This is a genomic window from Rhodococcus sp. IEGM 1366 (assembly GCF_033142425.1).
Classification (GTDB): Bacteria; Actinomycetota; Actinomycetes; order Mycobacteriales; family Mycobacteriaceae; genus Rhodococcus_F; species Rhodococcus_F globerula.
The window spans coordinates 641,053-668,050 of sequence record NZ_JAWLRZ010000002.1 but is presented as its reverse complement, the minus strand read 5'-3'; the positions used below and the strand labels follow the sequence as shown (position 1 = coordinate 668,050).

The 26,998-nt window shown below is 62.5% G+C and carries 1 protein-coding gene; it reads right to left on the bottom strand.

The window, feature by feature from the left end:
• Nucleotides 1–44 precede the first annotated feature (44 nt).
• Nucleotides 45–26,894, bottom strand: a complete 26,850-nt coding sequence (locus R4P64_RS08975) for a non-ribosomal peptide synthase/polyketide synthase (RefSeq protein WP_317820544.1) — start codon at nt 26,892–26,894, stop codon at nt 45–47.
• Nucleotides 26,895–26,998: the final 104 nt, after the last annotated feature.

Below are 26,998 nucleotides of genomic sequence, written 5' to 3'. Positions count from 1 at the left end.
CCAATCCGAAAACATCACCCGATCAGTACCGTATGCACACGGGTTCAGGAATCAGCGGAAAGCGCGCGTGCCAGTGCCGGCCCGATGATGGTCATGGCCTGCGGTTCGATCATCTCGTTATGGGAGCAGTCGACAGGTATCTCGTCGATCCTCCCGGTCACGAGCGGCTTCCATTCCTGCGGTGACCGCTCCCGAGTATCACTGTCCCCATCACCTGTGGCCGGAAAGATCAGCAGGTTCCCGTCGTACACTTGCGGGACGAATTGATGACCGATCCGCTGCGAGTTCTCGTATCCCGCGGCAATCCGTTCGAGGTCTTTTCCGCGTATCCCGGTCTCGGTCCCGAGCGACTCGTCCAACAGTGCAGCGGCGTGTTCGAAAGTCATCTCACCTCCCGATTCGATCTCCAATCCGAGTCCGCGCAACAGATCTCGAACATCGAGTCCGCCCTGCGGTGCCACCTCACCGTTGTCGGGATAACTGTCCATGACAGCCAATGTGGCGACCTCACGACCCGACAATTGAAGTTCGACAGCCATGGCGTGTGCGATGACCCCGCCGAGCGACCAGCCGAGCAAATCGTACGGACCGTTGGGCGCGATGGCCTCGATTTCCTCTACATAGCGGTTCGCGAGTTGTTCGATCGACCGGTAGTCGCCGTCGTCGCTGATCGTCGGCAACTGCAACCCGTACACGGGCCGATCTGGCGGTAGGTACTGCACCAAACCTGCGTAACCCCAAGACAATCCGATTCCGGGATGCACGCAGAACAACGGCCTACCGCTCCCCTCGGCGCGTAGCGGAATCACCACGGCAAGAGCCTCTTCCAGGTCGCTGCTCGCTGTCGGGATATCGAGGCGTCTGGCGATCCCCGCCGGCGTGGGGTCGAGGAACATCCATTGAAGCGGAATCCTGCGATCCAATCGGGCATGCAGGGCGGTAACTATTCTGGTCGCGATGAGCGAATTACCGCCCAAGTCGAAGAAACTGTCGGCGGTACCCACCCGATCTACTCCGAGAACCTCGACAAAAGCGTCCACGACGGCGTGTTCGGTTTTAGTGGTCGGTGCGTGATACTCGGCACCGATCGACCCGAATTCCGGTGCAGGCAAGGCTTTTCGATCGAGCTTACCCACCGGCGTCATCGGGATGCGATCGAGTACCACCACCGCAGACGGCACCATGTGCGACGGCAACCGCTCCGCGGTGAAGGCGCGTAGGTCTGCGGGCTCCACCTGGTACCCGTCCACTGCTCGCACGTACGACGCGAGAACGGTGTCACCCGATGGAGCGGTATGACCGATGGTGGCGGCAAAGTCCACCGACGGATGACGCACGAGAACGGCATCGATTTCGCCGAGTTCGATACGGAACCCTCGAACCTTGACCTGGAAGTCGCTACGTCCGATGTACTCGAGCGTGTGGCCAACTCCATTTCCCGTCCCGCCGTTCGCCGACTCGCGCCACCGGACCACGTCTCCGGTTCGGTACATCCGGCGCCCCGGCTCACCGTACGGGCACGCGACAAACCGTTCCGAGGTGAGGACGGTTCGATTGTGGTAACCGCGCGCCATGCCAGGTCCGATGATGTACAACTCGCCGTGAACACCCAACGGGACGGGCTGCAGTCGCTCGTCGAGGACAAGGAAGCCGAAACCTAGCGCAGGCGCCCCGATGTTCACCCCTTCTCCTGGCCGCATCGGTGCGCTGACGCTGGCCTGAACTGTCGTTTCCGTCGGTCCGTACCCGTTGTGCAGGCTACGACCTGGCGCCCATTGCGCAACTACATCTGGCGGGCAGGCCTCCCCCACCAAATCGAGGACGTGCAGCGACTCGAAGCCGTTGTCACCCAATGCCGCCAGCGCCGTGGGCGTGATGGTGGCATGGGTGACCTCCTCGTCGCGAAGGAGGTCGGCCAATTCACTGCCGCCGAACACTGCGGGCGGAACGATCACCACACGCGCCGACGCACTGAAGGCCATCATCAACTCGAACACCGACGCGTCGAAACTCGGAGAAGCCAATTGCGATACCCGCGAATCATGAGTGACGTCGAATCGTTCCCGCGTTTCAGCGGTAAGGTTCGCCAACCCGCGATGAGTGACGTTGACACCCTTCGGCTTTCCGGTCGAACCCGAGGTGTAGATGAGATAGGCCGGATGTTCGAGATGCAGCGGGCACGTCCGATCCCGGTCGGTGACCTCGTCCGCCGACTCCGCGGCCACACGCTCCGCAAAATCCGCGTCGTCGAGCACCAGCCAGGGAACCGTATCGGGTAGTCGACCTCGACTGCCCGCTACTGTGAGCCCGACCGAAGCACGGCAATCGGCGAGCATGTAGTCGATACGCTCGCGCGGGTATGCGGGATCGACAGGCACAAACGCCGCTCCTGCCTTTGTCACCGACCAGATCGACACGACGGATTCGATCGACCGCGGCATCCCCAATGCCACAAAGGTTTCCGGACCAACTCCACGCGCTCGCAAGACCCTGGCCACCCTGTTGGACCATTCGTCGAGTTCGCGATAACTGACGTGGCGACCTTCGTAGGTCAACGCCACCGAATCCGGGTCGAACGCCGCGGCGCTCGTGAGCAACTCGGGCCACAACTCAGGTTGCACTGCCGGTTCTCCGAGCGCCGGCACCATCATGCGACGATCCATCTCGCCCAGCAGCGGAATATCGCCGATCGGCAGGTCCGGGTTCTCGGTGACGGATTCGAGAATGCGCACGAACATGTCGGCAAACCCGGCAACGGTCTCCGTGTCGAAAAGGTCTGTGGCGAAGTCGACGGCACCGCTCATCCCCGTCGGCGCACCATCGTCGTCGAATTCCTCCGCCAGCAGGAATTCGAGGTCTACCTTGACTACGTCGAGCTCGGGGTCGAGTCCTCCGACTTCCAACTCCGGCAGTGTCAGCACCGGCCGATCGTTGTTCTGGAATTCGAGCGACACCGAGGCAATCGGTGCATACGCCGTCGACCTGCTCGGACCGATCGTGTCGACCACTCGCTCGAAGGGGACATCTGCATGGGCAAAGGCACCGAGATCAACTTCACGGCAATGCGCTGCCAGCGCGCGGAACGAGTGCGCCGGTTCGACTTTTGTTCGCAGAGCCAGCGTGCCGACAAACATGCCGATCAGGTCGTCGAGAGCGCGATCCCCCCGGCCGGCGATGGGCGTTCCGATCACCACGTCGTCAGTGCTGCCGAGACGCGCCAGCAGGATCGCGAGCGCAGCATGCACGGTCATGAACTCGGTGGACTGATGCCGACGCGACAGTTCCCGGATGCGGCGATGAAGGTCGCGTCCAACAGTGAAGTGCACACGAGCGCCGTGGAAGGTCTGCTGCGCCGGCCGGTCACGATCGAGCGGCAGTTCGAGAAGATCCGGGGTACCGGCCAGCGCGTCGCGCCAATAGGCAAGCTGCTCTCCGATTATCGACTCCGGGTCGTCATCATCACCGAGTACCTCTCGTTGCCACAACGCGTAATCTGCGTACTGCACCGGCAACGGCGCCCAGTCCGGCGCGGCACCGCTGGTGCGCGCCTGATACGCCGTCATCACGTCCCGAACAAGCGGGGACATCGAGAAACCGTCGGCCGAAATATGATGTACCACAACGGCCAGAACGTGTTCGGTGTCGGTGAGCTCAAACAGGGCGACTCGCAACGGAATACGCGCGGTGACATCGAATCCCGCCGATACCAGACGGGCAAGCTCGTCATGCAGTTCGTGCTCGTCCGCAACGCGGTGAGGCAGCAGAGTCTCCACCGCATTCTCGGTCGGGAGTATCTGCTGGACGGGTGCAGCGCCGCGGATGGGAAACATCGTTCGCAGCGACTCGTGCCGGGCAACCAGATCGGACACCGCCGAATCAAGCGCCGCCACATCGAGTTTGCCACTCAACCGGACCACGATCGGAATGTTGTATGCGGGAGAACTGGTATCGAGCTGATTGACAAACCACATTCGCTGTTGAGCGAACGAGAGTGGAATGTCTCCCGGCCGGGTGCGGCCAGCAAGGGGCGCACGCCCGGATTCTGCAGTACCCAGTGGCTCAGTTGTACGCAGTTGCTCGATGCGCGAGGCCAGACCGTCGACGGTCGACGCTTCGAAGAGATCCCGCACTCCGCTGTCGACGCCGATTCCAGTCCGGAGCCTGGCCGTGACCCGAGTTGCACTGAGCGAATTGCCGCCGAGTTCGAAGAAATCGTCGTCGGCACCCACCCGTTCGAGGCCGAGTACATCGGCAAAGACTTCCGCTACTGATTGCGCAACCAGCCCCGTCGGCTCTCGGAAGGGCCTGGTCCGTGACAGGGCGTCGGGGATGGGCAAGGCTGAACGGTCGAGCTTGCCCACTGCTGTCAGCGGAATGCGCTCCAGCACTGTGATCGAGGAGGGAACCATGTGCGAGGGCAAGCTCGCGGACAACGCCCGCGTGAGAACCTCGCCGTCGAGCGCACCTCCAGCGGTCGGTACGACGTACGAGGCGAGCAGGGTGTCGCCGGCTGAGCCACGGTGCGCGATCGTGGCCGAAAATCCGACCTGGGGCTGCGCCATGAGGGCACCGTCGATTTCACCAGGTTCGATGCGGAAACCACGAACCTTGACCTGGAAGTCACTGCGACCCACGTATTCGATGCGCTTCTCCGGAGTCCAGCGCACGATATCTCCGGTGCGGTACATGCGCGCTCCCGGATCGGCGGGATTGGCAACAAAACGTTCGGCGCTCAGCCCTGGTCGCCGATGATATCCACGCGCCAATCCGGCCCCGGCCAGGTAGAGCTCGCCTGGCACGCCCACTGGCACCGGTTGCAGCCGAGCGTCGAGTACGAGTTCACTCACGCCACGGATAGGTCCACCGATGGTGATCGGGTCGCCAGGCACCATCGGTGCGCTGATGTTGGACATGATCGTCGTTTCGGTCGGCCCGTACGCGTTGTGCAACCGACGCCCTGGCGCCCAGCGAGCGACCAGGTCGGGCGGGCAGGCCTCACCGCCGACCACGAGGTCCGAAAGATGTTCGAGCCCCGCCGGATCGAGGGATGCCAGCGCCGCGGTGGTGATAAATGCGTGGCTGACGTCCTGCTCGGCCAACAGACGGGCGAGTTCCTCACCGCCGTAGACGTCTGGTGGCGCAATGACCATCGTCGCGCCCGCGCCGAACGCCTGCAGATATTCGAACAGCGACCCGTCGAAACTCGGCGTCGAGAAGTGCAAGGTTCGAGATCGGGGGCCCGCCGAGAACCTGTCGATCTGATCACGGGCGAAGTTGTCGAGACCGCGGTGCGTGACCACCACACCTTTGGGCAAGCCGGTGGACCCTGAGGTGTACACGACGTAGGCGGCGCTATCCATCCTGATCGGACGGATTCGGTCGGCATCTGTCACCGGCGCCCCGGAGTGTTCCTCGCATTCGCCCACGAAATCGGGGTGGTCGAGAACCAGCCAGCGCGCGGTTCCCGGGAGACGATCGTGATGATCGGCAGTGGTGACACCCAGGCTCACTCCCGAATCTGCGAGCATGTGGGAGATGCGCTCGTCCGGATAGTTCGGATCGATCGGCACAAACGCGGCGCCGGTTTTTGCCACCGCCACTATCGACAGCACCGAATCGAGAGAGCGCGAAATCCCCACCGCCACAGCGTTCTCCGGTCCGATGCCACGCGAGATCAGCACTCGGGCAATTCGATTCGAGCGTCGGTCCAACTCCTCGAAGCTCATGTCGCCGTCCTCCGACACGACTGCGAGCGCGTCCGGATCACGCGTGGCGGCGTCGTCGAAGATCTCTGGCAAAGTGCGAATCGAACCGCCACTGGAGCCACGGACCGGCACCAGTTCGCTGCGCTCGCTGTCGGTCAACAACGATACGGCGGCCAGAGGTAGGTCTGGGCGAACACACGCGTCGAGCACCTGATGCAGGCGCCGCGCCATGGATTCGACTGCATCCGGACCGAAAACGTCGGGAAGGTACTCGAATTTGAGGTGCAACTTGGTGTCGACCGACGCGACCAGACTCAGCGGATAGTGAGCGGCGTCCTTGGCCTCTACACCGGTAGCTCTCATTCCGGCGATATCGGTGTCGGTCGACAATCCTTCGCGGTCAACCGGATACGACTCGAACACGGTCAACGTGTCGAATCCGATCTCCGGACCACCGACGTCCTGGATCTCCGCGAGTCCGAGGTAGTGATGATCCAACAACGCTGCCTGCTCAACCTGAACCCGATCGAGCAATTCACCCAGCGTCTCGTCGGTGCGCAGACTGATCCGAACGGGAAGTGTGTTGATGAACAGTCCGATCATCGTTTCGATGCCACCCAATTCGGGCGGCCGGCCCGACACTGTGGCACCGAACAGCACGTCGTCACGACCGGTCATCGTGGCAAGAACGATCCCCCACGACACCTGCACCAACGTGTTGATCGTCAGTCCGCGCGAACGCGCAACATCGCGCAGACGCGTAGTCCCCTTTTCGCCGACATCGAACTCCCACTCCGCTGTCATGGTGGACAGCCGACGCGCCCGATCCACGGGAGCGAGGAGGGTTGGGCCGTCCACCCCGGAGAGAGCCCGGGCCCAGGCGTCTCGCGAGTCACCGTGATCGCGGCGACTCATCCACTCGAGGTAATCGCGGTATCCGCGGGTGCGTGGCAGTGCCGACGCGTCACTGTCGACGGCATACAACGTCAACAGTTCTCTGACCAGCAACGGCATCGACCAGCCGTCGAGCAGGATGTGATGGTTGGTGATCACCAGCGTGTACGTACTCGCTGTGATCTTGATCAGTGTGAACCGGATCAGCGGCGGTTGTGTCATGTCGAACGGCGTCGACCTGTCCTGCGCCAGAACCTGTTCGAGGTTCTGCTCGCCACCGGCCGTGAGATCAACCTCGCGCCACGGTGGTGGCACATGGCGCCCAACGACCTGCACGGCCTGTCCGTCCACGTCGTGCAGAAAAGCGGTGCGAAGGTTGGCATGCCTGTCGAGCAGTGTGGCAGCGGCACGGTGCAACCGATCGGAATCCACGTCGCCTACAAGGTCGAGCGCCACTTGCACCAGGTAGGCGTCGACAGATTCGTGGTTGTGGGCTGACTCGAGATCCTGGGCGGACTCGTCTGCCAGTTCGGCATGGAAGAGGAGCCCCGATTGCAACGGCGAGAGTGGCCAGACGTCAGCCAGGTCCGCGCAACGCCTTTCGAGGTCTTCGATCGCATCCTGTCGAAGGTCGACAAGATCGAAGTCGGACGGGGTGAACCCACCACTCGATGCCGCGTACGCACCGAGCGCAGCAAGCGCTTCCAACCACAGCTGGGTAAGTTGTTGTGCGTCTTCGCTGGTGAGCACGCCGGGAGGATACGTCCAGGTGGAGCTCAGCACCGTACCGTCGTCGGTCTCGATAGCCATCGCATTGATATCGACGGCAACAGCCAGCGGCAGGTCTGCCGTTGTAGCGTCGCGCAGTCCACCATCGTCAATCGGCGCCCAGCCGGCTGAACTATCCATGCCGGTACTGCCTAGCCGTCCGTGGTAATTGAAGCTGATCTGCGGGTCGGGTAGCGGGGAAAGCTGACTTGCCGTTTCACTGTTCAGATATCGGAGCAACCCAAAACCGATGCCGCGCTCGGGAATTGCGCGAAGCTGTTCCTTCACCGTCTTGATCGCATTGCCCATGGACGGACCGCCGGCATACGCGTCGTCTAGATCCACGCCGTTCAGATCGAGACGAACCGGGAAGATCGTCGTGAACCATCCGATAGTGCGGGCAAGATCTGCACCGGGTACGACGTGCTCTTCGCGGCCGTGACCTTCGAGATTGAGCAATGCGTCCGCATGTGCGATACCGCGGTCACGACGCCACCGGATCAATGCCAGGCTCAGCGCAGTCAACAATCCGTCGGCAACACTGCCGTGAAATGCCTGCGGCACCGCCACGAGCAGGCTCTCGGTCAACGCAATGGGCACTCGCACCTCGATATCCGCGACGCTGGCTCCGGTGTCCCGCGGTGTCAGTGCCCGTGTACCCAGCGCTGGATCGGGACCGGTGAGTGTCTGTCGCCAGAAGTCGAGTTCACCAGCGCGGTGCGGATCGTGGGCGGCGTCGACCAGTGCATGCGACCACCGGCGCATCGACGTTCCCACCGGCGCTGGGGTCGGCTCGACACCTGCCTGAACCTGAGCACAAGCAAAGGCAAGGTCGGGGATCAATATTCGCCAGGACACGCCGTCCATCACCAGATGATGGACGGCAAACAACAAGCGGCCCTCTCGATCCGGACCGGCGTCGAGCCACACAATCTGCACCATGACACCCGACTCCGGGTCCAGCCGCCCTACAGCCGCATCAAGTTCCCTCGCTGTATCCGTCGCGCTGTTATCAGTGGCTGTCGGTACCCGCCGCACCACCGCGGATGCCTTCACCGAACCTTGGCCCATTACCTCTAGTGAATAGCCGTGCTCGGTGCGGTGTAGCCGCGACCGCAAAACGTCGTGCCGGTCCAGGACTACCTGCACGGCCGTCGTCAAAGTGTCTTCATCCATGTTCCCCGGAACCGTGAAGAGTGCAGACTGCGAGTATCGGCGGAAATCGCCGCCACGCTCGAACATCCACGCCGCGATCGGGGTCAACGCGATCTCGCCGACACCGCCGCCTGGCAGTTCGTCAAGAACAACTTCGTCGCCACTCGTTCGCGCTGTCTGGGCCAGCGCCGCAACGGTTTTACGCTCGAACACGTCTCGCGGTGTGATCAGAACTCCGGCTGCCTTGGCCCGGGTCACCAACTGGATCGACATGATGCTGTCGCCGCCCAAGGTGAAGAACGAATCGTCGACGCCTACTGTGCCTAGTCCCAGAACTTCGGCAAACAGGTCGACGAGAATGCGTTCGTTCTCGGAACCCGGAGCTCGACTCACCCGCACCTGTTGCCCGAAGTCTGGTTCCGGTAGAGCTTTTCGGTCGAGCTTCCCATTCCCGGTCAGGGGCAGTTGATCCAGGACCACGACAACCGACGGCACCATGTGAGATGCCAAACCCTCCGCGGCCTGATCGAGCAGCGCAACCGGGTCGATCACCGCGCCGGCTTCGGGCACAACGTAGCCCACCAACCGGTCACCGCGTGCCACCGCCGCAGCCTGCGCCACCCCAGCGCCGGCGAGCAATGCCGACTCGACCTCGCCGAGTTCGATCCGATAACCCTTCACCTGCACCTGTTGATCGTTGCGGCCGAGATACTCCAACTGGCCCTGCGCATTCCATCGCGCCAGGTCGCCGGACCGGTACATACGCGCCCCAGGTGTGAAGGGGTCCGGCACAAATCGTGCCGACGTGAGTCCGAACCGACCGAGATAACCACGTGAGATCTGCGTGCCCGAGACGTACATCTCGCCGGCCACGCCCGGTGGCACCGGATGCAGCCGATCATCGAGCACGTAAACGCGGAGGCCGGGCAATGCCGGGCCGATCACCGATGCGGATACGTCGCGCACAAGGCCGTGATCCAGAGGTAGGTAGCTGACATGCACCGTCGTTTCCGTGATGCCGTACATGTTGACCAAAGTCGGGGCGGTGTCGCCGCGTCGCGAGTACCAGCGTTCCAACTGCGCGAAATCGAGGGCTTCCCCGCCGAAGATCACGTACCGCAACCACAAGTCGGGTTCGCCGGCCAGGCGGTCTGCCTGCGCCAGTTGGTAGAAGGCCGTCGGGGTCTGATTGAGCACGGTGACGCGTTCGCGCTGCAGGAGTTCGAGGAACGCCTCCGGCGAGCGGGCAGTGAAGTAGTCGACCAATACCAGGCGGCCACCGTGGGCAAGGGCACCCCACATTTCCCAGACCGAGAAATCGAACGCGGCGGAATGGAACATCGTCCATACATCATTTTCGCCGAATTTGTACAGCGCCTGGGTGTTTGCCAGCAATGTGACCACGTTGCAGTGCGCTACCTGCACGCCCTTCGGCCGTCCGGTAGAGCCCGACGTATAGATCACATACGCCACCGAATCGGGATGCAACGGACGCAGGCGGTCGGCATCCGTGACCGGAAGGGGCGAAAACTGTTGCAGCGCAGTCACAGTATCGTCGCTGTCCACCACGATCATGGGGACAATCGAAGACTCCAATGCGCCGCAGTCTTCGATCGTGGTGAGAGCGCAGGCCGGCGCGGCATCACTCAACAGGAATTCCAGTCGCTGCGCCGGAGAAGCCACATCCACCGGGAGGTAGCCCGCACCCGCCTTCACTACAGCCAGCAGTGCCACAACAAGATCGACAGATCGCGTCATAGCCACGGCTACCAGAGTTTCCGCGCCCACTCCCCGCGCCACCAACAGCCTCGCGAGTCGGTTCGCCCGCCCGTCGAGTTCGCGGTACGTCACCGCATTTCCGTCGCAGCTCACCGCAACCGCATCACCCGCCGACGCCACCGACTGATCGAACAGATCCACCAGTGACATCGGTCCGACATCAACGCCCCGGCGGTTCGGGTCCAGGAGCACACGCTCGCGTTCTGTCGGCAGCAGTATGTCGATATCACCTACCGCAACCGAGGGGTCCTCGGCCACGGTTGCGATCACACGCTCAAATCGCTCTGCCATACGTTGAATCGATTCCTGATCGAAAACGTCACTCGCATAGCGGAACCCGGCGCTGATCCCGGTCGGCGACCCGTGCTCGTCGACCCGCTCGATGAGACTGAGTTGCAAGTCGAATTTTGCCACGTCCAGATCCACGTCGAGTTCGCGGACAGTCAACTCAGGTAGTTCGAGTCGCAGGTGGCTGGCGTTCTGGAATTCGATGACCACCTGAAACAGAGGCGTATGCGACGTAGACCGTTCTGGTGCAAGCTCGTCCACCAGCCTCTCGAAGGGGATATCCGCATGCCCGAACGCCCCGAGATCCACTGATCGCACCGCACTCAGCACGTCTGCAAAGGAAGATCCCGGCGATACCGGGGTTCGAAGCACCAGCGTATTGACGAACATCCCCACCACGTCGTCGAGCAATGCTTCACCCCGGCCTGCGACCGGCGTCCCCACCGCAACGTCACCCGAGCCCGACAACCGTGCCAACAGCGCTGCCAGCGCTGCGTGCATCACCATGAACAACGTCGAATTACTCTGGTGCGCAATCTCGACCAGTTCACGATGCACGCTGAGAGGAATGTCGAACGGGATCACGGAACCTTCGGTGGACCGCTTAATCGGCCTCGGGCGATCCAAGGGCAACGGCAGGACCTCGGGGATGCCTGCCAACGCTGCGGTCCAGTATTCGAGCTGATCGGCGACCACCGACTCCGATTGTTGCTCCGTGCCCAGAACCTCCCGCTGCCATAGGCTGTAGTCGGCGTACTGCACGGACAACGGCGCCCAGTGGGGCCTCTGGTCATGCGCGCGAGCGGTGTACGCGAGCATGACATCCCGGGCAAGCGGTGTCATCGAGAATCCGTCAGCCGAGATGTGGTGAGCGACAATGGCAAGAACGTGCCGCTCGGGAGCCAGTCGCAGCAACTGCACTCGGATCGGAAGATCCGTGGTGACGTCGAATCCCGTGCCGATGAAGCCCTCGATCACATCGTGAAGTTCCTGATCGAGTGCGGGAATCGGACGAAGGTCCGGCGCGACATCCGAGGATTCGAGTATCAGCTGACGCGGTCCGTCCGCAGAACCCGGGAACACTGTACGCAAGGACTCATGCCGGTCCAGCACATCGCCCAGCGCCGCACGCAGAGCCTCCACATCCAGTGCGCCGTCCAACTGCAGGACAACCGGGATGTTGTAAGCCGACGAGGACGTGTCGAACTGGTTGACGAACCACATCCGGGTCTGAGCGAGAGACAACGGGATTCGATCGGGCCTCGCCCGCGCCGCGAGTGCAGGTTGGGTGAGTTCGGTTCGTGCAGTCGACTCGAGCCTGGCAGCAAGCGCGGAAACCACTGGTGTGTCGAACAACCCGGCCACGCCCAATTCGGTGTTCAACGCACTGTTGATCCGTCCCACTGCTCGGGTAGCACTGAGCGAATCGCCGCCGAGTGCGAAGAAACTGTCGTCGGCGCCGACGCGATCAACGCCGATCACGTCGGCAAAAGCCTGCGCGACTACTTCCTGCGCCGGTGTGCTCGGAGCTCGATACACCACTGCGGCAAATTCCGGTTCCGGCAGGGCTTTTCGGTCCAGCTTGCCGTTCCCGGTCACCGGTAGTGCCGCAAGCACTGTCACCACAGACGGCACCATGTACGCAAGTAGATCCTGTGCTGCCGCGTCGAGCACTTCTCGTTCGACCAGCGTTATACCCTGCGCGGCAACAACATAGGCAGCCAGGAAATCCCCGGCTTCGCCGCTTCGGAGAACCACCACCGCCTGCGCCATCCCATCCTGGCGCGCCAATACTGCCTCGATCTCCCCCAATTCGATCCGCTGGCCCCGCAACTTCACCTGGAAGTCACTGCGCCCGACGTACTCCAACTCACCCAAAGCAGCAACATTCCCCCTCACTCCGCTCGACCCCGCAATACCACTCCGCACCCACCGCACCAGATCCCCAGTCCGATACAACCGCTCACCGTTCGCCCCGAACGGATCCGCCACAAACCGATCCGCCGTCAAATCAGCCCGGCCCTGATACCCCCGAGCCAACTGCGCACCACCGAGATACAACTCGCCCACAACCCCCACCGGAACCGGACGCAAGCGCCCGTCCAGCACGTACACCGTGGTGTTCCACACCGGCGCACCGATGGGCACTACTGTCGTGTCGACATCGCTGACCTCGTGGGACGTCACGTCCACCGACGCCTCTGTCGGACCGTACAAGTTGTGCAATTCTGCATCACTGCACCTCAGCAGACGCGCCGCGGTCGATGCTGCCAGCGCCTCACCACTGGTAAACACCCGCCTCAGCGTGTCACAACCGCCGACATCTGCGCCGGCGAGAAACGCCTCCAACATCGACGGCACAAAATGCACCGTCGTCACCGACTCGTCGCGGATCACCCGGTCCAGATACACCGGATCACGATGCCCACCAGGTTCGGCGATCACCAGTCGAGCACCAACCTGCAACGGCCAGAACAACTCCCACACCGAGACGTCGAACGTCGCCGGCGTCTTCTGTAGCACCACGTCACCGGCGTCCAATGGATACCGATCCTGCATCCACAGCAACCGATTCACCACACCCTCGTGTGGAACCACCACACCCTTCGGCCGGCCCGTCGATCCCGATGTGAACATCACATACGCCGGATGCTCCGGTCGCAGCGGCGAAATCCGCTCGCACTCGAGTACTGTGTCCGGCGAATACTCCGATACGTCAACATGATCCAGCTCCACGACCGTCATGGCCCCGGGCAGCACAGCCCGCTCGGCAGCAGTGGAGAGCACCAGCACCGGATCGACCGCTCCCACCACATATGCGACGCGCTCCGCAGGTTGATCGGGGTCGATCGGGACGTACGCCCCGCCTGCCTTCCCCACGGCGTAGATTGCGACCAGCATCTCCAGCGACCGAGACACCGCAACACCCACCCGCGACTCCGGACCCACGCCTGCACCGATCAGCAGCCGCGCTAGTCGGTTCACGCGCGCATCGAACTCCGCGTACGTCAACACTGAGCCATCTATCACCACCGCACCAGCGTCCGGAGTGCGTGCCACCTGTGCGTCGAATAGATCCACCAAGGTCGCAGCGGGCACGCGATGCTCCGTCGCATTCCACTCATCCAGCACCAACTCCCGCTCACCGTCGGCAAAGATGTCGACTTCAGCGACCGGTGTTGAGTCGTCGAGAGCAATCGTTTCGAGAATCCTCGTCAACCGATCGGCGTACAGGTGGACTGTCGCGGAGCCGAAGATCGATGGTTGATAGCGCAGGCTCAGACGCAACCGGGGTTCGAGGATCGAGAGCACGGTCAGCGGGTAGTGCGTCGCGTCGCGAGCATCCAACCCCGTCACCCGCATACCGGCGATGTCCACGTCATCATCGAGCCCTGATGTGTCGACAGGGTACGACTCGAATACCGACAGCGTGTCGAACAGGTTGCCCACACCGACGCGGGCCTGAATCTCACCGAGCCCCACCTCGTGATGATCGAGAAGAGCGGCCTGCTCCTCCTGCATCCGAACCAGCAACTGTGCGCAGGTCTCGTCAGGATCAACCTGCATTCGCACGGGCAACGTGTTGATGAACAACCCCAGCATGTTTTCCACACCGGGCAGTTCCGGTGATCGCCCCGAGACAGTGGCGCCGAATACTATGTCATCACGAGAGAGTAAGCGGGACAGTAGAACACCCCACGCAGCCTGAATCACTGTGTTCATCGTGACCCCGCTGCGCTGGGCCGTGGCAGTCAGGGCATCGAGCACCGAAGCGGGCGGGTCGATGTCGACCTCGGCCGGCACAGCCCGGTGCCCGCCAGGCGCGGAAGGCGCCAGCATCGTCGGCTCGGTGACACCGCGCAGCGCACGTTCCCACGCCTGTGCTGACGCTTCGGAATCCCGATGTGCCAACCAGGTCAGATAATTGCGGTACGAAGCAGACTCCGGCAGATCCACCGGGGTTCCGTCGGCGGCGTACCGCGTCAGAAGCTCGCGCACCAGCAAGGGCATCGACCAACCGTCGAGGATGATGTGATGGTTTGTCACCGCAAGCACTGATCGATCGGGTGCAGTTCGCAGCAGAGTCAGACGCAGCAACGGAGGTGAGTCGAGATTGAACCGGGCACTGCGATCCGCGTCGAGGTAGCGTCGCAATTCCTCGTCGGCGGCCGATCCGTATCCGGTCAGATCCACCTCCTGCCACGGAATCTCCACGTCGTCGACAACCACTTGAGCGGCAGCACCGTCGCTTCCGTAGACGAACGCGGTACGCAGATTCGGGTGACGGGCCATCAAACCTGCTGCAGCGGAACGCAGGCGCCCCGCATCGACGGAACCTTCCAACTCGATGCACAGCTGTGCGGTATATACGTCCACGGTTTCTGCGGCCACCGCGGCGTGAAAGAGCAACCCCTCCTGCAGCGGCGAGAGCGACCACACGTCGCGCACTGTGGGGAATCGCTCCTCCCAAGATTCGATCTGCTGCTGGCTCACCGACACAAGTGGAACATCGGACGGGGTGAGCCCACCCGCTCCCGGCAGTGACGTGTAAGCAGCGAGTCCTTCGAGGCCACGACGCCACAGTTCGGCAAACACCGCGACTTCGTCCTCGTTGATCACACCGGTCGGGTAGGTGAACGTCGCGGTCAGATGCGGACCGTCCGGACCGTCCTCGACGGCAGCGTTGATGTCGATCACGGACGCGACCGGCATGGTGTGGTTCTGCGTCCCACCGAGCTCTCTGCTGCCCGCGACCGGTAGCCAGTCTTGCGTTCCGTCGGAGGTGCTCACTCGTCCCAGATAGTTGAAACTGACTTGAGGAGAACCATATTGGCTGAGCGACGATCCCTCGCCGTCGAGGTATCGCAGCATTCCGTAGCCGATGCCGTGATCCGGGATCGCACGCAACTGCTCCTTGACGGCTTTGACCGACTGCCCGGCGGCACGACCACCGGCCAGCGCATCGTCGACATCGATCCCGGCGAGACTCAGCCGCACCGGATACACGGTGGTGAACCATCCGACGGTGCGGGAAAGCTCCGCGCCGGGGACTGCATTTTCCTCGCGGCCGTGTCCCTCGAGTGTGATCAGCGCGTCTGCCGCAACAGTGCCCTCTTGACGCGCAGTTCCCTGTTGACGCGCAGTGCCCTCTTGACGCGCAGAGCCCTGTTGACGCCGCCAACTGACGAGAGCCAGCGCCGCGGCGGCAAGCAACCCGTCGCCAACGCTGCCGTGAACAGCCGTCGGCAATGTGGTGAGCAGACTACGTGTAACGGCGGGCGGCACGTCGACGGTGACGGTGCCAACACTCGCTTCGACGTCGATAGTGGGATCGAGTGGACGCGACCCGATCAACGGATCGGGGCCGTCCAGGATGCTCGTCCACAGGTCGATTTCACTGCTGCGGTCGCGTTCGCGCAGGCCATGAGACCAGCGTCGCATCGACGTACCCACGGGCGCGAGAGAAGGCGTTTCACCGGCCTGGACTTGTCCCACTGCCGACGCAAGATCCGCGACGAGGATGCGCCACGAGACGCCGTCTACCGCGAGGTGATGAATCACCACAAGGAGTCGGCCGTTGGCATTCGGGGCGTCGAACCAGACAATGCGCAGCAGGCCGCCGGTGGCCGGATCCAAAAGGTCGGCAGCGGCCTCGAGTTCCGTGGAAGCCAAGGCGGCAAAATCATCCCCGTCAACCGTGTCGACGAGTACTCGACTGATCACCGTGTCCGCCGTGATCGAACCTGGCGGCAGCACCTCCATGCCAGGTCTTGCCATGTCCCGGTGTGCACTGTTGTCCACGATCAGACGCGCCCGAAGCATGTCGTGGTGGTCAAGCACTTCCTGGACTGCGAGAGCAAGAACGTTCTGCGTGAGGCCGGCGGGCGCTGCCAGCAGCAAGGCTTGAGAGAATCGGTCGAGTTGGCCGCCGCTGCGTTCGAGCATCCACGACGCGACCGGGGTAACGGGCAGGAAACCGACACCGCCACCGGGCAACTCGTCGAGGGCATCCGCGTCGTCACCGTCGAAACGCGCCGATTCGGCAAGCGCTGCAACGGTTCTGTGATCGAAAACATCTCGGGGACTCAGGATCACACCGGCAGCCTTTGCGCGGGCTACCAATTGGATGGACATGATGCTGTCCCCGCCGAGCGCGAAGAAAGAATCGTGGACGCCCACCGATTCCAGTCCGAGTACCTCGCTGAACAGTCCGGCAAGCAACGCCTCGGTCTCGGTTCGCGGTGGTCGATCCGGTGTCACCGCGGCCGAGAAGTCAGGCTCCGGCAGCGCCGCGCGGTCAAGTTTCCCGTGAACCGTGAGGGGAAGAGATCCGAGTATCACCAGCGTCGCCGGGACCATGTACGACGCCAGTCGCCCAGCGGCGACATCGAGAACTTCTTTCGAGTCGACTATCGCGCCAGGTTCGGGCACCACGTAACCGATCAACCGGTCGCCGCTGCCGTCACCGTTCCATACGTCGGTAACGGCCTGAGCCACGTCCTCATGCGCAGTAAGCGCCGATTCGACTTCGCCGAGTTCGATGCGGAAACCACGAATCTTCACTTGTGAATCAGTGCGCCCGAGGTACTCCAATTGCCCATCTGACGACCACCGCACCCGATCACCCGTGCGGTACATGCGCGTTCCGCCCGGGCCGAAGGGGTCGGCCACAAAACGTTCGGCGCTCAGGCGGAACCGCCCGTGATAACCACGTGCAAGAGCCGGACCGGCAAGATACAACTCGCCGGCAACACCCACCGGCACCGGCTGAAGCCGCGAATCGAGCACAACTTCAGTGAAACCGCGCGTGGGGGCACCGATGGTGACCGGGTCCGAGGGCGCAAGGGGCGCACTGATACTCGACACTACTGTCGTCTCGGTCGGTCCGTAGGCGTTGAACATCCGCCGACCCGGCGCCCATCGTGCCACCAGTTCGGGCGGGCAAGCCTCCCCACCCGTCACCACGCATTCGAGCGAAGACAGACCTGCCGGTTCAACCGACGCCAGTGCCACCGGAGTGACAAAACAATGCGTGACCCGCTCGGATTCGAGCAGTTCCGCCAAAGCGGTTCCGCCGTACACGGACGGCGGCGCAATCACCATCGTGGCGCCGGCACCGGTCGCCAACAACAATTCGAGGATCGATGCGTCAAAGCTGGGCGACGCAAAGTGCAGTGTCCGCGACTGCGTTGTGCTTCCGAATGTTTCGCGCTCCTGAACGGCAAAGCTGTGCAGACCACGGTGTGTCGTAACGACGCCCTTGGGTGTGCCGGTCGACCCGGAGGTATAGATCAAGTACGCCGGATTATCGATCCGAATCGTCGATGTCCGCTCCTCATCGCTGATTCCCGACGACGGGTAGGACGACAGTCGTTCGTCGAAGCCCGGTTCATCCAGTACCAACCAGGGCACGACAGCGGGAAGGGTGGCGTGGTGCGCCGCCCCGGTCACGCCCCACACTGCGCTGGAGTCGGTGAGCATGTATTCGATCCGCGCAGAGGGATGATGTGGATCGACGGGAAGGAACGCGGCACCCGTCTTGGCCACAGCCCACAGCGCCAGGATGGACTCGACGGATCGCGGCACGCATAGTGCAACTACGTTCTCGGGCCCGATACCGTACTCGATCAGCATGCGGGCCAATTGATTCGAGCGTTTGTCGAGTTCGTGGTACTTGACCTCACGCGTGTCATAGATCAGCGCAACAGCATTCGGATCGTGAGCGGTTGCGGCTGCCAACAGATCCGGCAGCGTGTGCGGGTCCACTCCCTCCTTACCTCGAACCGGGGTCAGGTCGTCACGTTCACCAACGTCGAGGATATCGATATCTCCGACCCTTGCAGATGGATCAGCGGTGACACTGACGAGGATTCGCTGCAGCCGCCGCGCAAACGTCAAGGCAGAATCACTGTCGAAAAGGTCTGTGGCATAACCGAACTTTGCATCCATGCCGGCTGGGTCACCGTCGGCGTCCACGCGTTCCGACACTGTCAATTGCAGATCGAAATTGGTGGTGTCGATCTCGACATCGACACTGTTGACCTGCAGATCGGGAAGTTCCAAGGTCGGACGCTCGATGTCCTGGAACTCCAGCATGACCTGGAAGAGCGGAGAATGCGCGGTCGACCGTGAGGGATTCACCACTTCCACAACACGTTCGAAGGGAACTTCCGCATGCGTGAATGCACCCAGATCAGCTTCCCGGACGGTGTGGAGCAATTCGGCGAATGTCGCGCCCGTGTCGATCGTGGTGCGCAGGACAAGCGTGTTGACGAACATGCCCACGACGTCGTCGAGCTCCCTCTCACCACGACCCGCGATCGGTGTGCCGACGGCGATATCGTCGGAATCAGTCAACCGCGCCAACATTGCCGCCAACACCGCGTGCACAACCATGAACACCGTGACGTTGTATTCCCGCGACAGCGCCACCACGCCCGCATGAACCTCGGGATCTATCGAAAACGGGACGTGTCCGCCGCGAAGCGAACGAACAGCGGGACGCGGACGGGCGGTGGGAATCTCCAACACCTCGGGCAGGTCAGAGAGCGTGTTGCTCCAATACGCCAGCTGCGTCGACATCAGCGACTGTTCATCGGATTCCGAACCCAGCCACTCGCGTTGCCACAACGTGTAGTCGGCGTACTGAACCTCGAGTGGTGCCCAGTCCGGTGCCGAACCCAGCACACGTGACGAATACGCGCCCATGACATCTCGGGCCAGCGGCGCCATCGAGAAACCGTCGGCAGCAATGTGGTGCACCACAACTGCCAGGACATGAGAAGCCGCCTTTCCTTCGAGCCGGAACAGAGCGGCACGCAGCGGGACCTGCTCTGTCACGTCGAAGCCTTCGGCCAGCACCTGCACGCACTTCTCGCGAAGCTCTGCGTCACCGGACACTGCGATGGGATCAAGGTCAGGCACTGCACTCGCAGTAGGCACGACCACTTGGTGTGGGCCGTCATCGGTGAGCGGAAAGATTGTGCGCACTGCCTCATGTCGTTCGACGACGTCACCAAAAGCTGCCTGCAGCGCACTGATATCGAGCGCGCCGTCCAACCTCAACGCAAACGCGACGTTGTACGCCGACGACGACGTGTCGAACTGATTGACAAACCACATCCGCTGTTGCGCCAGCGACAGTGGGACTTCCGCAGTACCACCCCGCGGCTTCAGCGGCGGTCTGGATTCCACACCGTCATTCGACTGCGCCAACGCCGCCAAATCCGCGACGGTCGGAGCGTCGAATACGTCCCGCACTCCTATCCTGTCCCCGACCACGGCATTGATCCTCGCGACCAACCTCGTGGCGATCAGCGAGTTCCCGCCGAGGTCGAAGAAATTGTCGTGCGTACCTACTTTCGCGACTCCGAGTAGATCCGCAAATACAGTGGCGACAATGTCCTCGATCGGATTGCGCGGTGCAAGATATCCGGCAGCACCGGATTCGAAATCTGTTTCCGGCAGCGCTTTCCGATCCAACTTTCCATTTGCCGTCACCGGCAACTCGTCCATCACCACCAGCACTGACGGCACCATGAACCCCGGAAGCTCGGCGGCGGCCCGCTCCAAGATCACTCGCTCGTCAACTGTCGCCCCTGGCTGGGGAACCACAAACCCGGCGAGATAATCGCCCGCGACCCCCGACCGCAGTGCCACTACCGCCTGCGCTACCCCGTCGTACCGGGCCAGCGTTGCCTCGACCTCTCCGAGTTCTACCCGCTGACCACGCAGCTTGACCTGGAAATCACTACGTCCGACGTACTCCAACTCACCCAAAGCAGAACTGCCACGCCGCACCCACCGCACCAGATCCCCAGTCCGATACAACCGCTCACCGTTCGCCCCGAACGGATCCGCCACAAACCGATCCGCCGTCAAATCAGCCCGGCCCTGATACCCCCGAGCCAACTGCGCACCACCGAGATACAACTCCCCCACAACCCCCACCGGAACCGGATGCAAGCGCCCGTCCAGCACGTACACCGTGGTGTTCCACACCGGCGCACCGATGGGCACTACTGTCGTGTCGACATCGCTGACCTCATGGAACGTCACATCCACCGACGCCTCCGTCGGACCGTACAAGTTGTGTAGCCCGGCACCGGGAATCAACTCACGCATCCGCCGCGCAGTCCCCGGCGGCAGCGCCTCACCCGATACAAACACTCGCCGGATACCTGAACACCGCGCCGCCGACGCCTCGGCAACAAACACCTCCAACATCGATGGCACAAAATGCACCACTGTCACCGACTGGTCGACAATCACGCCCGCGAGATATGCCGGATCACGATGCCCACCCGGTTCTGCGATGACCAACCGCGCACCAACCTGCAACGGCCACAGCAACTCCCACACCGAGACGTCGAACGTCGCCGGCGTCTTCTGTAGCACCACGTCACCGGCGTCCAAAGGGTAGCGATCCTGCATCCACAGCAGGCGGTTGACTACTCCCGCGTGCGGAACCACGACACCTTTCGGCCGACCCGTCGATCCCGACGTGAACATGACATACGCCGCATGTTCCGGCCGCAGTGGAGTGAGCCGGTCACAATCTGTCACCGGTGAACTCGAAAACTCTCTCACATCAACATGATCCAACTCGACAACGAACACACCGGAGGGCAATACCGAACCTTCACCCGAAGTTGTCAGCACCACCACGGGATCCGCGGCGCCCACCACAAACCCCACCCGGTCCGGTGGCTGGCCCGGATCGATCGCGACATACGCCCCACCTGCTTCGAGCACGGCATACACCGCTACCAACAACTCCACCGAACGAGAAATGGCGACACCCACTCGCGATTCCGGACCAACACCCACCGAAATCAGGAATCGGGCCAGCCGATTCACCCGCTCACCGAACTCCCGATACGACAGCACCGTTCCGTCGAACACAACAGCTCGCGCATTCGGTGTCCGTAACACCTGCCCATCGAACAGATCAGCCAACGTCACCGACGGAATCGGTCGATCCGTCTCGTTCCACACCCCCACAACCACGTCGCGCTCACGCGAATCGACCACGTCTACATCACCGACAGGGGTGTTCGAATCCGCTACTACAGCGCTCAGAATTCGAACGAACTGCTCCCCGAAGCCTGCGACCGTGTCCCGATCGAAGATGTCCGACGCGTACGTGAACGACGCCGCAAAGCCTGCTGCCGACCCCATGTCGTCACGGCGTTCCGCAAGCGTCAACTGCAGATCGAATTTGGCGACGCCGGAATCGACCGGTACGACGTCCACTGTGAGGCCCGGGAGTTCCAGGTGGGGCGCGACCGTGTTCTGGAACTCCAGCAAGATCTGGAAGAGCGGTGATTGCGACGTCGAGCGTTCCGGAGCCAATGCTTCGACGACACTCTCGAAGGGCACCTCCGTGTGGCCGAACGCCGCCAAATCCACCTCACGGACGCCGGCCAGTACTTGTTCGAAGGTCGCGGCAGAATGTACGGCCGTCCGCAGCACCAGTGTGTTGACGAACATCCCGACCAGGTCGTCGAGTGCCTCCTCACCACGACCTCCTGTCGGTGTCCCGATTGCTATGTCTGCCGATGCGCTCAGCCGCGCCGACATCACCGCAAGCACAGCATGCATCACCATGAACACTGTGGCGTTGTGCCGGCGCGCAAGTTCGAGGACTTCACTGTGCAATTCCGCGGGAACCGAGAACTCGACGGTCTCACCGCGCAGCGATCGCTGCGCCGGCCGCGGCCGATCCAGCGGTAAGTCGATAGCGGCGGGGACGCCGGCCAGCGTCGACTTCCAGTACCCCAATTGTGCGGACATGACGCTGCCCGGATCGTTGTCGAGGCCGAGAACACCCTGTTGCCACAGGCTGTAGTCCGCGTACTGCACCGGTAGTGGGAGCCAATTCGGATCCTGCTTCGCCGCTCGCGCCGCGTATGCCGCCGTGAGGTCGCGGGCGAGCGGTGCCAGTGACGCTCCGTCCGCCGAAATGTGGTGTACCACAAGAACCAGGACATGCTCATCGGGACTGATCCGAAACAACGCACTGCGAACGGGCACATCGGCACTCACGTCGAAACCCCGACCGGCAAGTTCGGAAATCCGCGCATCCAACGTGGAGCGCATGATGTCGACAAGCGGAATCAACTCCGGGATCACCTGCGCCGGCGGAACAATAACTTGAAGAGGACCGTCCACCGACGCCGGATACACGGTGCGGAGCGACTCGTGGCGGTTGATCACGTCTGTCATTGCGGCCCGGAGCGCATCTACATCCAACGTTCCTGCCAGCCGCACCACCATCGGAATGTTGTACGCGGCCGACGATACGTCGAACTGATTGACGAACCACATACGTTGTTGCGCAAGCGAAACAGGGACTCTGCTGGGACGAGGTTGCGCTTTCAGATTCGGACGGCCGGAGCGAGCGGCGGTCCGCGCACCGCGAATTTCCACCGCCAGCGCGTCAACGGTGGGAGCCTCGAACAGACTCCGTACACCAAGGTCGACCCCCTCTGCCGCGTTGACCCGAGCGATCAGCCTGGTTGCCACAAGGGAGTTTCCGCCGAGATCAAAGAAGCTGTCGCCCAGGCCAATCCGTTCAACCCCGAGGACATCGGAGAAGATCTGTGCAACAACCTGCTCCAGCGGGTCGAGCGGAGCACGGAACTCGCCGGCGCCGCGCAGAAATTGTGGCGCCGGCAACGCCGCACGATCAAGCTTCCCCACCGGCGTCATCGGCAACTCGTCGCGCAACACGATCGCCGCCGGCACCATATACGTGGGCAGATGTTCCCCCACGTATTCCGTCAGGTCGGCGGGCGACAGCACCTGCCCGTCGGCAGGCACAACATACGAGACGAGCACCGTATCGCCTGACGGCGCGGTTCGTGCCACGGTTACAGCAGTCCGCACCCGCGGATGAGCAAGCAGAAGAGTGTCGATTTCACCCAGTTCGATGCGGAACCCGCGGACCTTCACCTGGAAGTCGCTGCGCCCGACGTATTCGAGCGTGCCGCCGCGACGGCGCACCACATCTCCGGTCCGGTACATCCGGTCACCAGGATGGCCAAAGGGGCTGGCCACAAACCGTTCTGTGGTCAATGCCGGTTTTCCGTGATACCCGCGAGCGAGGGCCTCACCGGAAATATAGAGCTCACCGGCAACACCGTCCGGGACGGGATTCAACCTCGAATCGAGGACAACTTCGACGCACCCGCGAAGCGGGCCACCCAGAGTGATCGGTCCCGCCGGCGACATCGGCGCACTGATATTCGCCATGACGGTGGCCTCGGTCGGCCCGTAGGCATTGCACAACCTGCGACCAGGGGCCCACCGCTGCACCAGCTCCGGCGGGCACGCCTCACCGCCGAACACAACATCCTGAAAGTCGGGAAGGCCGTCGGCGGGTGTTGATCCGAGTGCGGCGGTGGTGATGAATCCGTGGGTGACCCGTTCGGTTTTCAGGAAGCGGGCCAACTCCTCGCCGCCGTAGATCGTGCGCGGAGCGATCACCATGGTCGCTGCGGCCCCGAACGCCTGAAGATACTCGAAGATCGACGCGTCGAAGCTCGGGGTCGAGAAATGCAGCGTTCGAGAGTTCGGTGTAGCACCGAACCGTGAAAGTTGCTCAGCAGCAAAGCCGTCCAGTCCAGTGTGGGTGACCGACACGCCTTTCGGTCGCCCCGTGGAACCCGAGGTGTAGACCACGTACGCGGGATTCTCGCGGCGAAGTGGTCGCGCTCGCTCGGCGTCGGTGACTGCCGAAATCGGCATCGCCGCGCAATGATCACGAAAGGTGTTGTCATCGAAAGTCATCCACGGAATCGAATTCGGCAATGACGATTGCTCAGCGGAAACTGTCAACCCCACGACAGCGCCGGAGTCCACCAGCATGTGTTGAATTCGTTCAGTCGGATACGTCGGATCCACGGGAACAAATGCCGCACCGGACTTTGCCACGGCGAGCATGGCCAGGATCGACTCCACCGAGCGTGTCATACCCAGCGCCACACGATCTTCCGATCCGATACCGCGGGCAGCCAACACGCGCGCCAACTGGTTCGAACGTTCGTCGAGTTCTCGATAGGTTACCGAGGCGCCCTGATACGACAGCGCGATACCGTCGGGATGCGCCCGCGCCGCCGCATCGAACAACTCCGGCAGGGTGCGCTGCGAACGTCCCGGCGCGGCCTGGACCGGAAGGAGCGCTCCCCGTTCGTCCTCGGAGAGAATGCCTATGTCACCGACTACCGTCTCAGGGTCGGCGGTGACCGCCTCCAGAATTGTTCGGTATCGAATTCCGAGACGAGCCACAGTGTCGGCATCGAACAGATCGGTGGCAAACCCCAGCGTCACATTGATGCCGGACGGTGCGGCGTCGTCGCTGAACGTTTCTTCCGCAGATACCCGAAGGTCGAATCGGCCGATACCGTTGCCAGTCTCCTCCGCGGCAGTGCCGGTCTTGAGGCCGGTCTCGAGGCCGCGCCCGAGGCCGCTCTCGAACAACACTTGAACCACAGGCGAATACGCAGGGGATTCACTGACCTCCAACTCCCCCACCAACCGATCAAACGGTATATCGGCGCGCTCGAACGCTTCCGCGTCGACCTCGACAAACTGGCCCAACAGTCGCGAGAAGGACTTATCCGGTGCCACCTGGTTGCGCAACACGACGATGTTCGATCCTGCCGACACCGGCGTCCCGACCGCTACATCGAGCCCACCGGACAGGCGGCTCGTCAAGAGCGCGAACCCAGCGTGCAGCACCTCGAACATTGTGGTGTTGTGTTCCTGAGCCAGCGCGATCAGGTGCTGATGTGTGTCAGCGCTGATCCGAACGTCAACCCGATCGCCGTTCAACGACTGCGCCGCGGGTCGAATTCGGTCGGACGGGAGACTCAGCAGTTCGGGCATCCCCGCGAGCTGGTTCTTCCAGTACTCGAGTTGCTCGGCTTCAAGCCGCAGTTTGACACCGGTGCGGAAGGAGCGGTCGTGAATGGTCGCAAGCAGCACATCCGGAGCCGCCGCGATCAGTTCTTCCAGCAGTTCGACGAACTGACCGTGATGCATACGCAACACCGAATCCGCGTACCTGTTCGGATTCGCCCGGAAGTCGACGAACAGTTGATCCGCGCTCGGATACACGTTGACCAGGAGATCTTCCACCGGTCCCGAGGTGACGATGTGGTATTCACCCACCATCGCGCCGAGCTGAACTTCTTGTCGGAACATCATGACGTTGACCATCGGCCCGGCCAATGCGTCGTCACTGCTCACACCATTTGTACTGACACCATTTGTACTGACACCGATGTCGCGGCGAATGTCTTCGAGACTGCAGCGCTGATGGCGTAGTGCGCCCATCAACTCACGCTGAACCCGGGACACGAGTTCGGCGACGGTACCCCCTTCGTCGACCGAGATGGACAGCGGCGCAACATTGACCATCATGCCGCCGGACTCGCGCAGTACCGCCGTCGTCCGGCCTGACATCGGAACTTGCACCAGGACAGTGCTTTTCGCAGTGAGACGTGCCAAATAACAGGCCAGCGCTCCGATGATCGTAGCCGCCTGACCTTCGGATTCCAGGAGTTCGGCAGACGATTCCCCGGACAGCACAGCGCTCTGGAGTTTGCTCGCAGCGACTGCCGGTTCGTGCCCGGCCGCCAGGGCTGAACCGGTACCGCCCGAGTTCCTCTCCGCCCAGTACTCGCGATCGGCGGCAAACCGATCCGACGACCGGTAGCGACTGTCGATGTCGTACAGCTTGCGTAGTGGCGCAGCGCGATTCGGATCCGGTTCGCCTCCGGAGACTGCTGCCGAATATCGGTGCGCAATACGATTCATCAGCGTCATCGCACCAAATCCGTCGAGTGCGACATGATGAATTCGGCTGTACCACAAATAGTGCAGCTCACCCACGCAGAGCACCGAGGTCTCGACCAGTCGATCAATTCCGAGATCAAGAGTGGTCTGATAATCCCGCTGCATCCACTCGTGTGCAGCGACCATCGGATCGTCGTAGTCACGGAAATCGATGAGCTCGACCGGGATCTCCATCGAGTTGTCCACGTACTGCATCGGCTGGCCGTCGACCTCGAGCACTTTGAGCAAGGGCGACTGAAACTCCCGTGCGACCGTCCGGGTTTCCCTGCGCAGCAGGTCGACATCGAGAGCTCCACGCAACTCGACGTAGTGCGCTATCGAAATCGGCACCTTCGGCTCGAGTTGCTGCGCAAACCAGGTCGCACGCTGCGCGGCGGAGAGAGGAAACAGCTCTACGTCCGAAACTCGAGTGGGCTGTTGCCTGACATCGAAGCGTTTCACAATAGTGCCACCCTGTTGGGTCTCCGCAGCCGCCGAATGCGTAGCCACGTCCGTATCCGAGCTCGCAAAATGCAAGAGGCGGAACCCGCCCCGTACTCAGACGT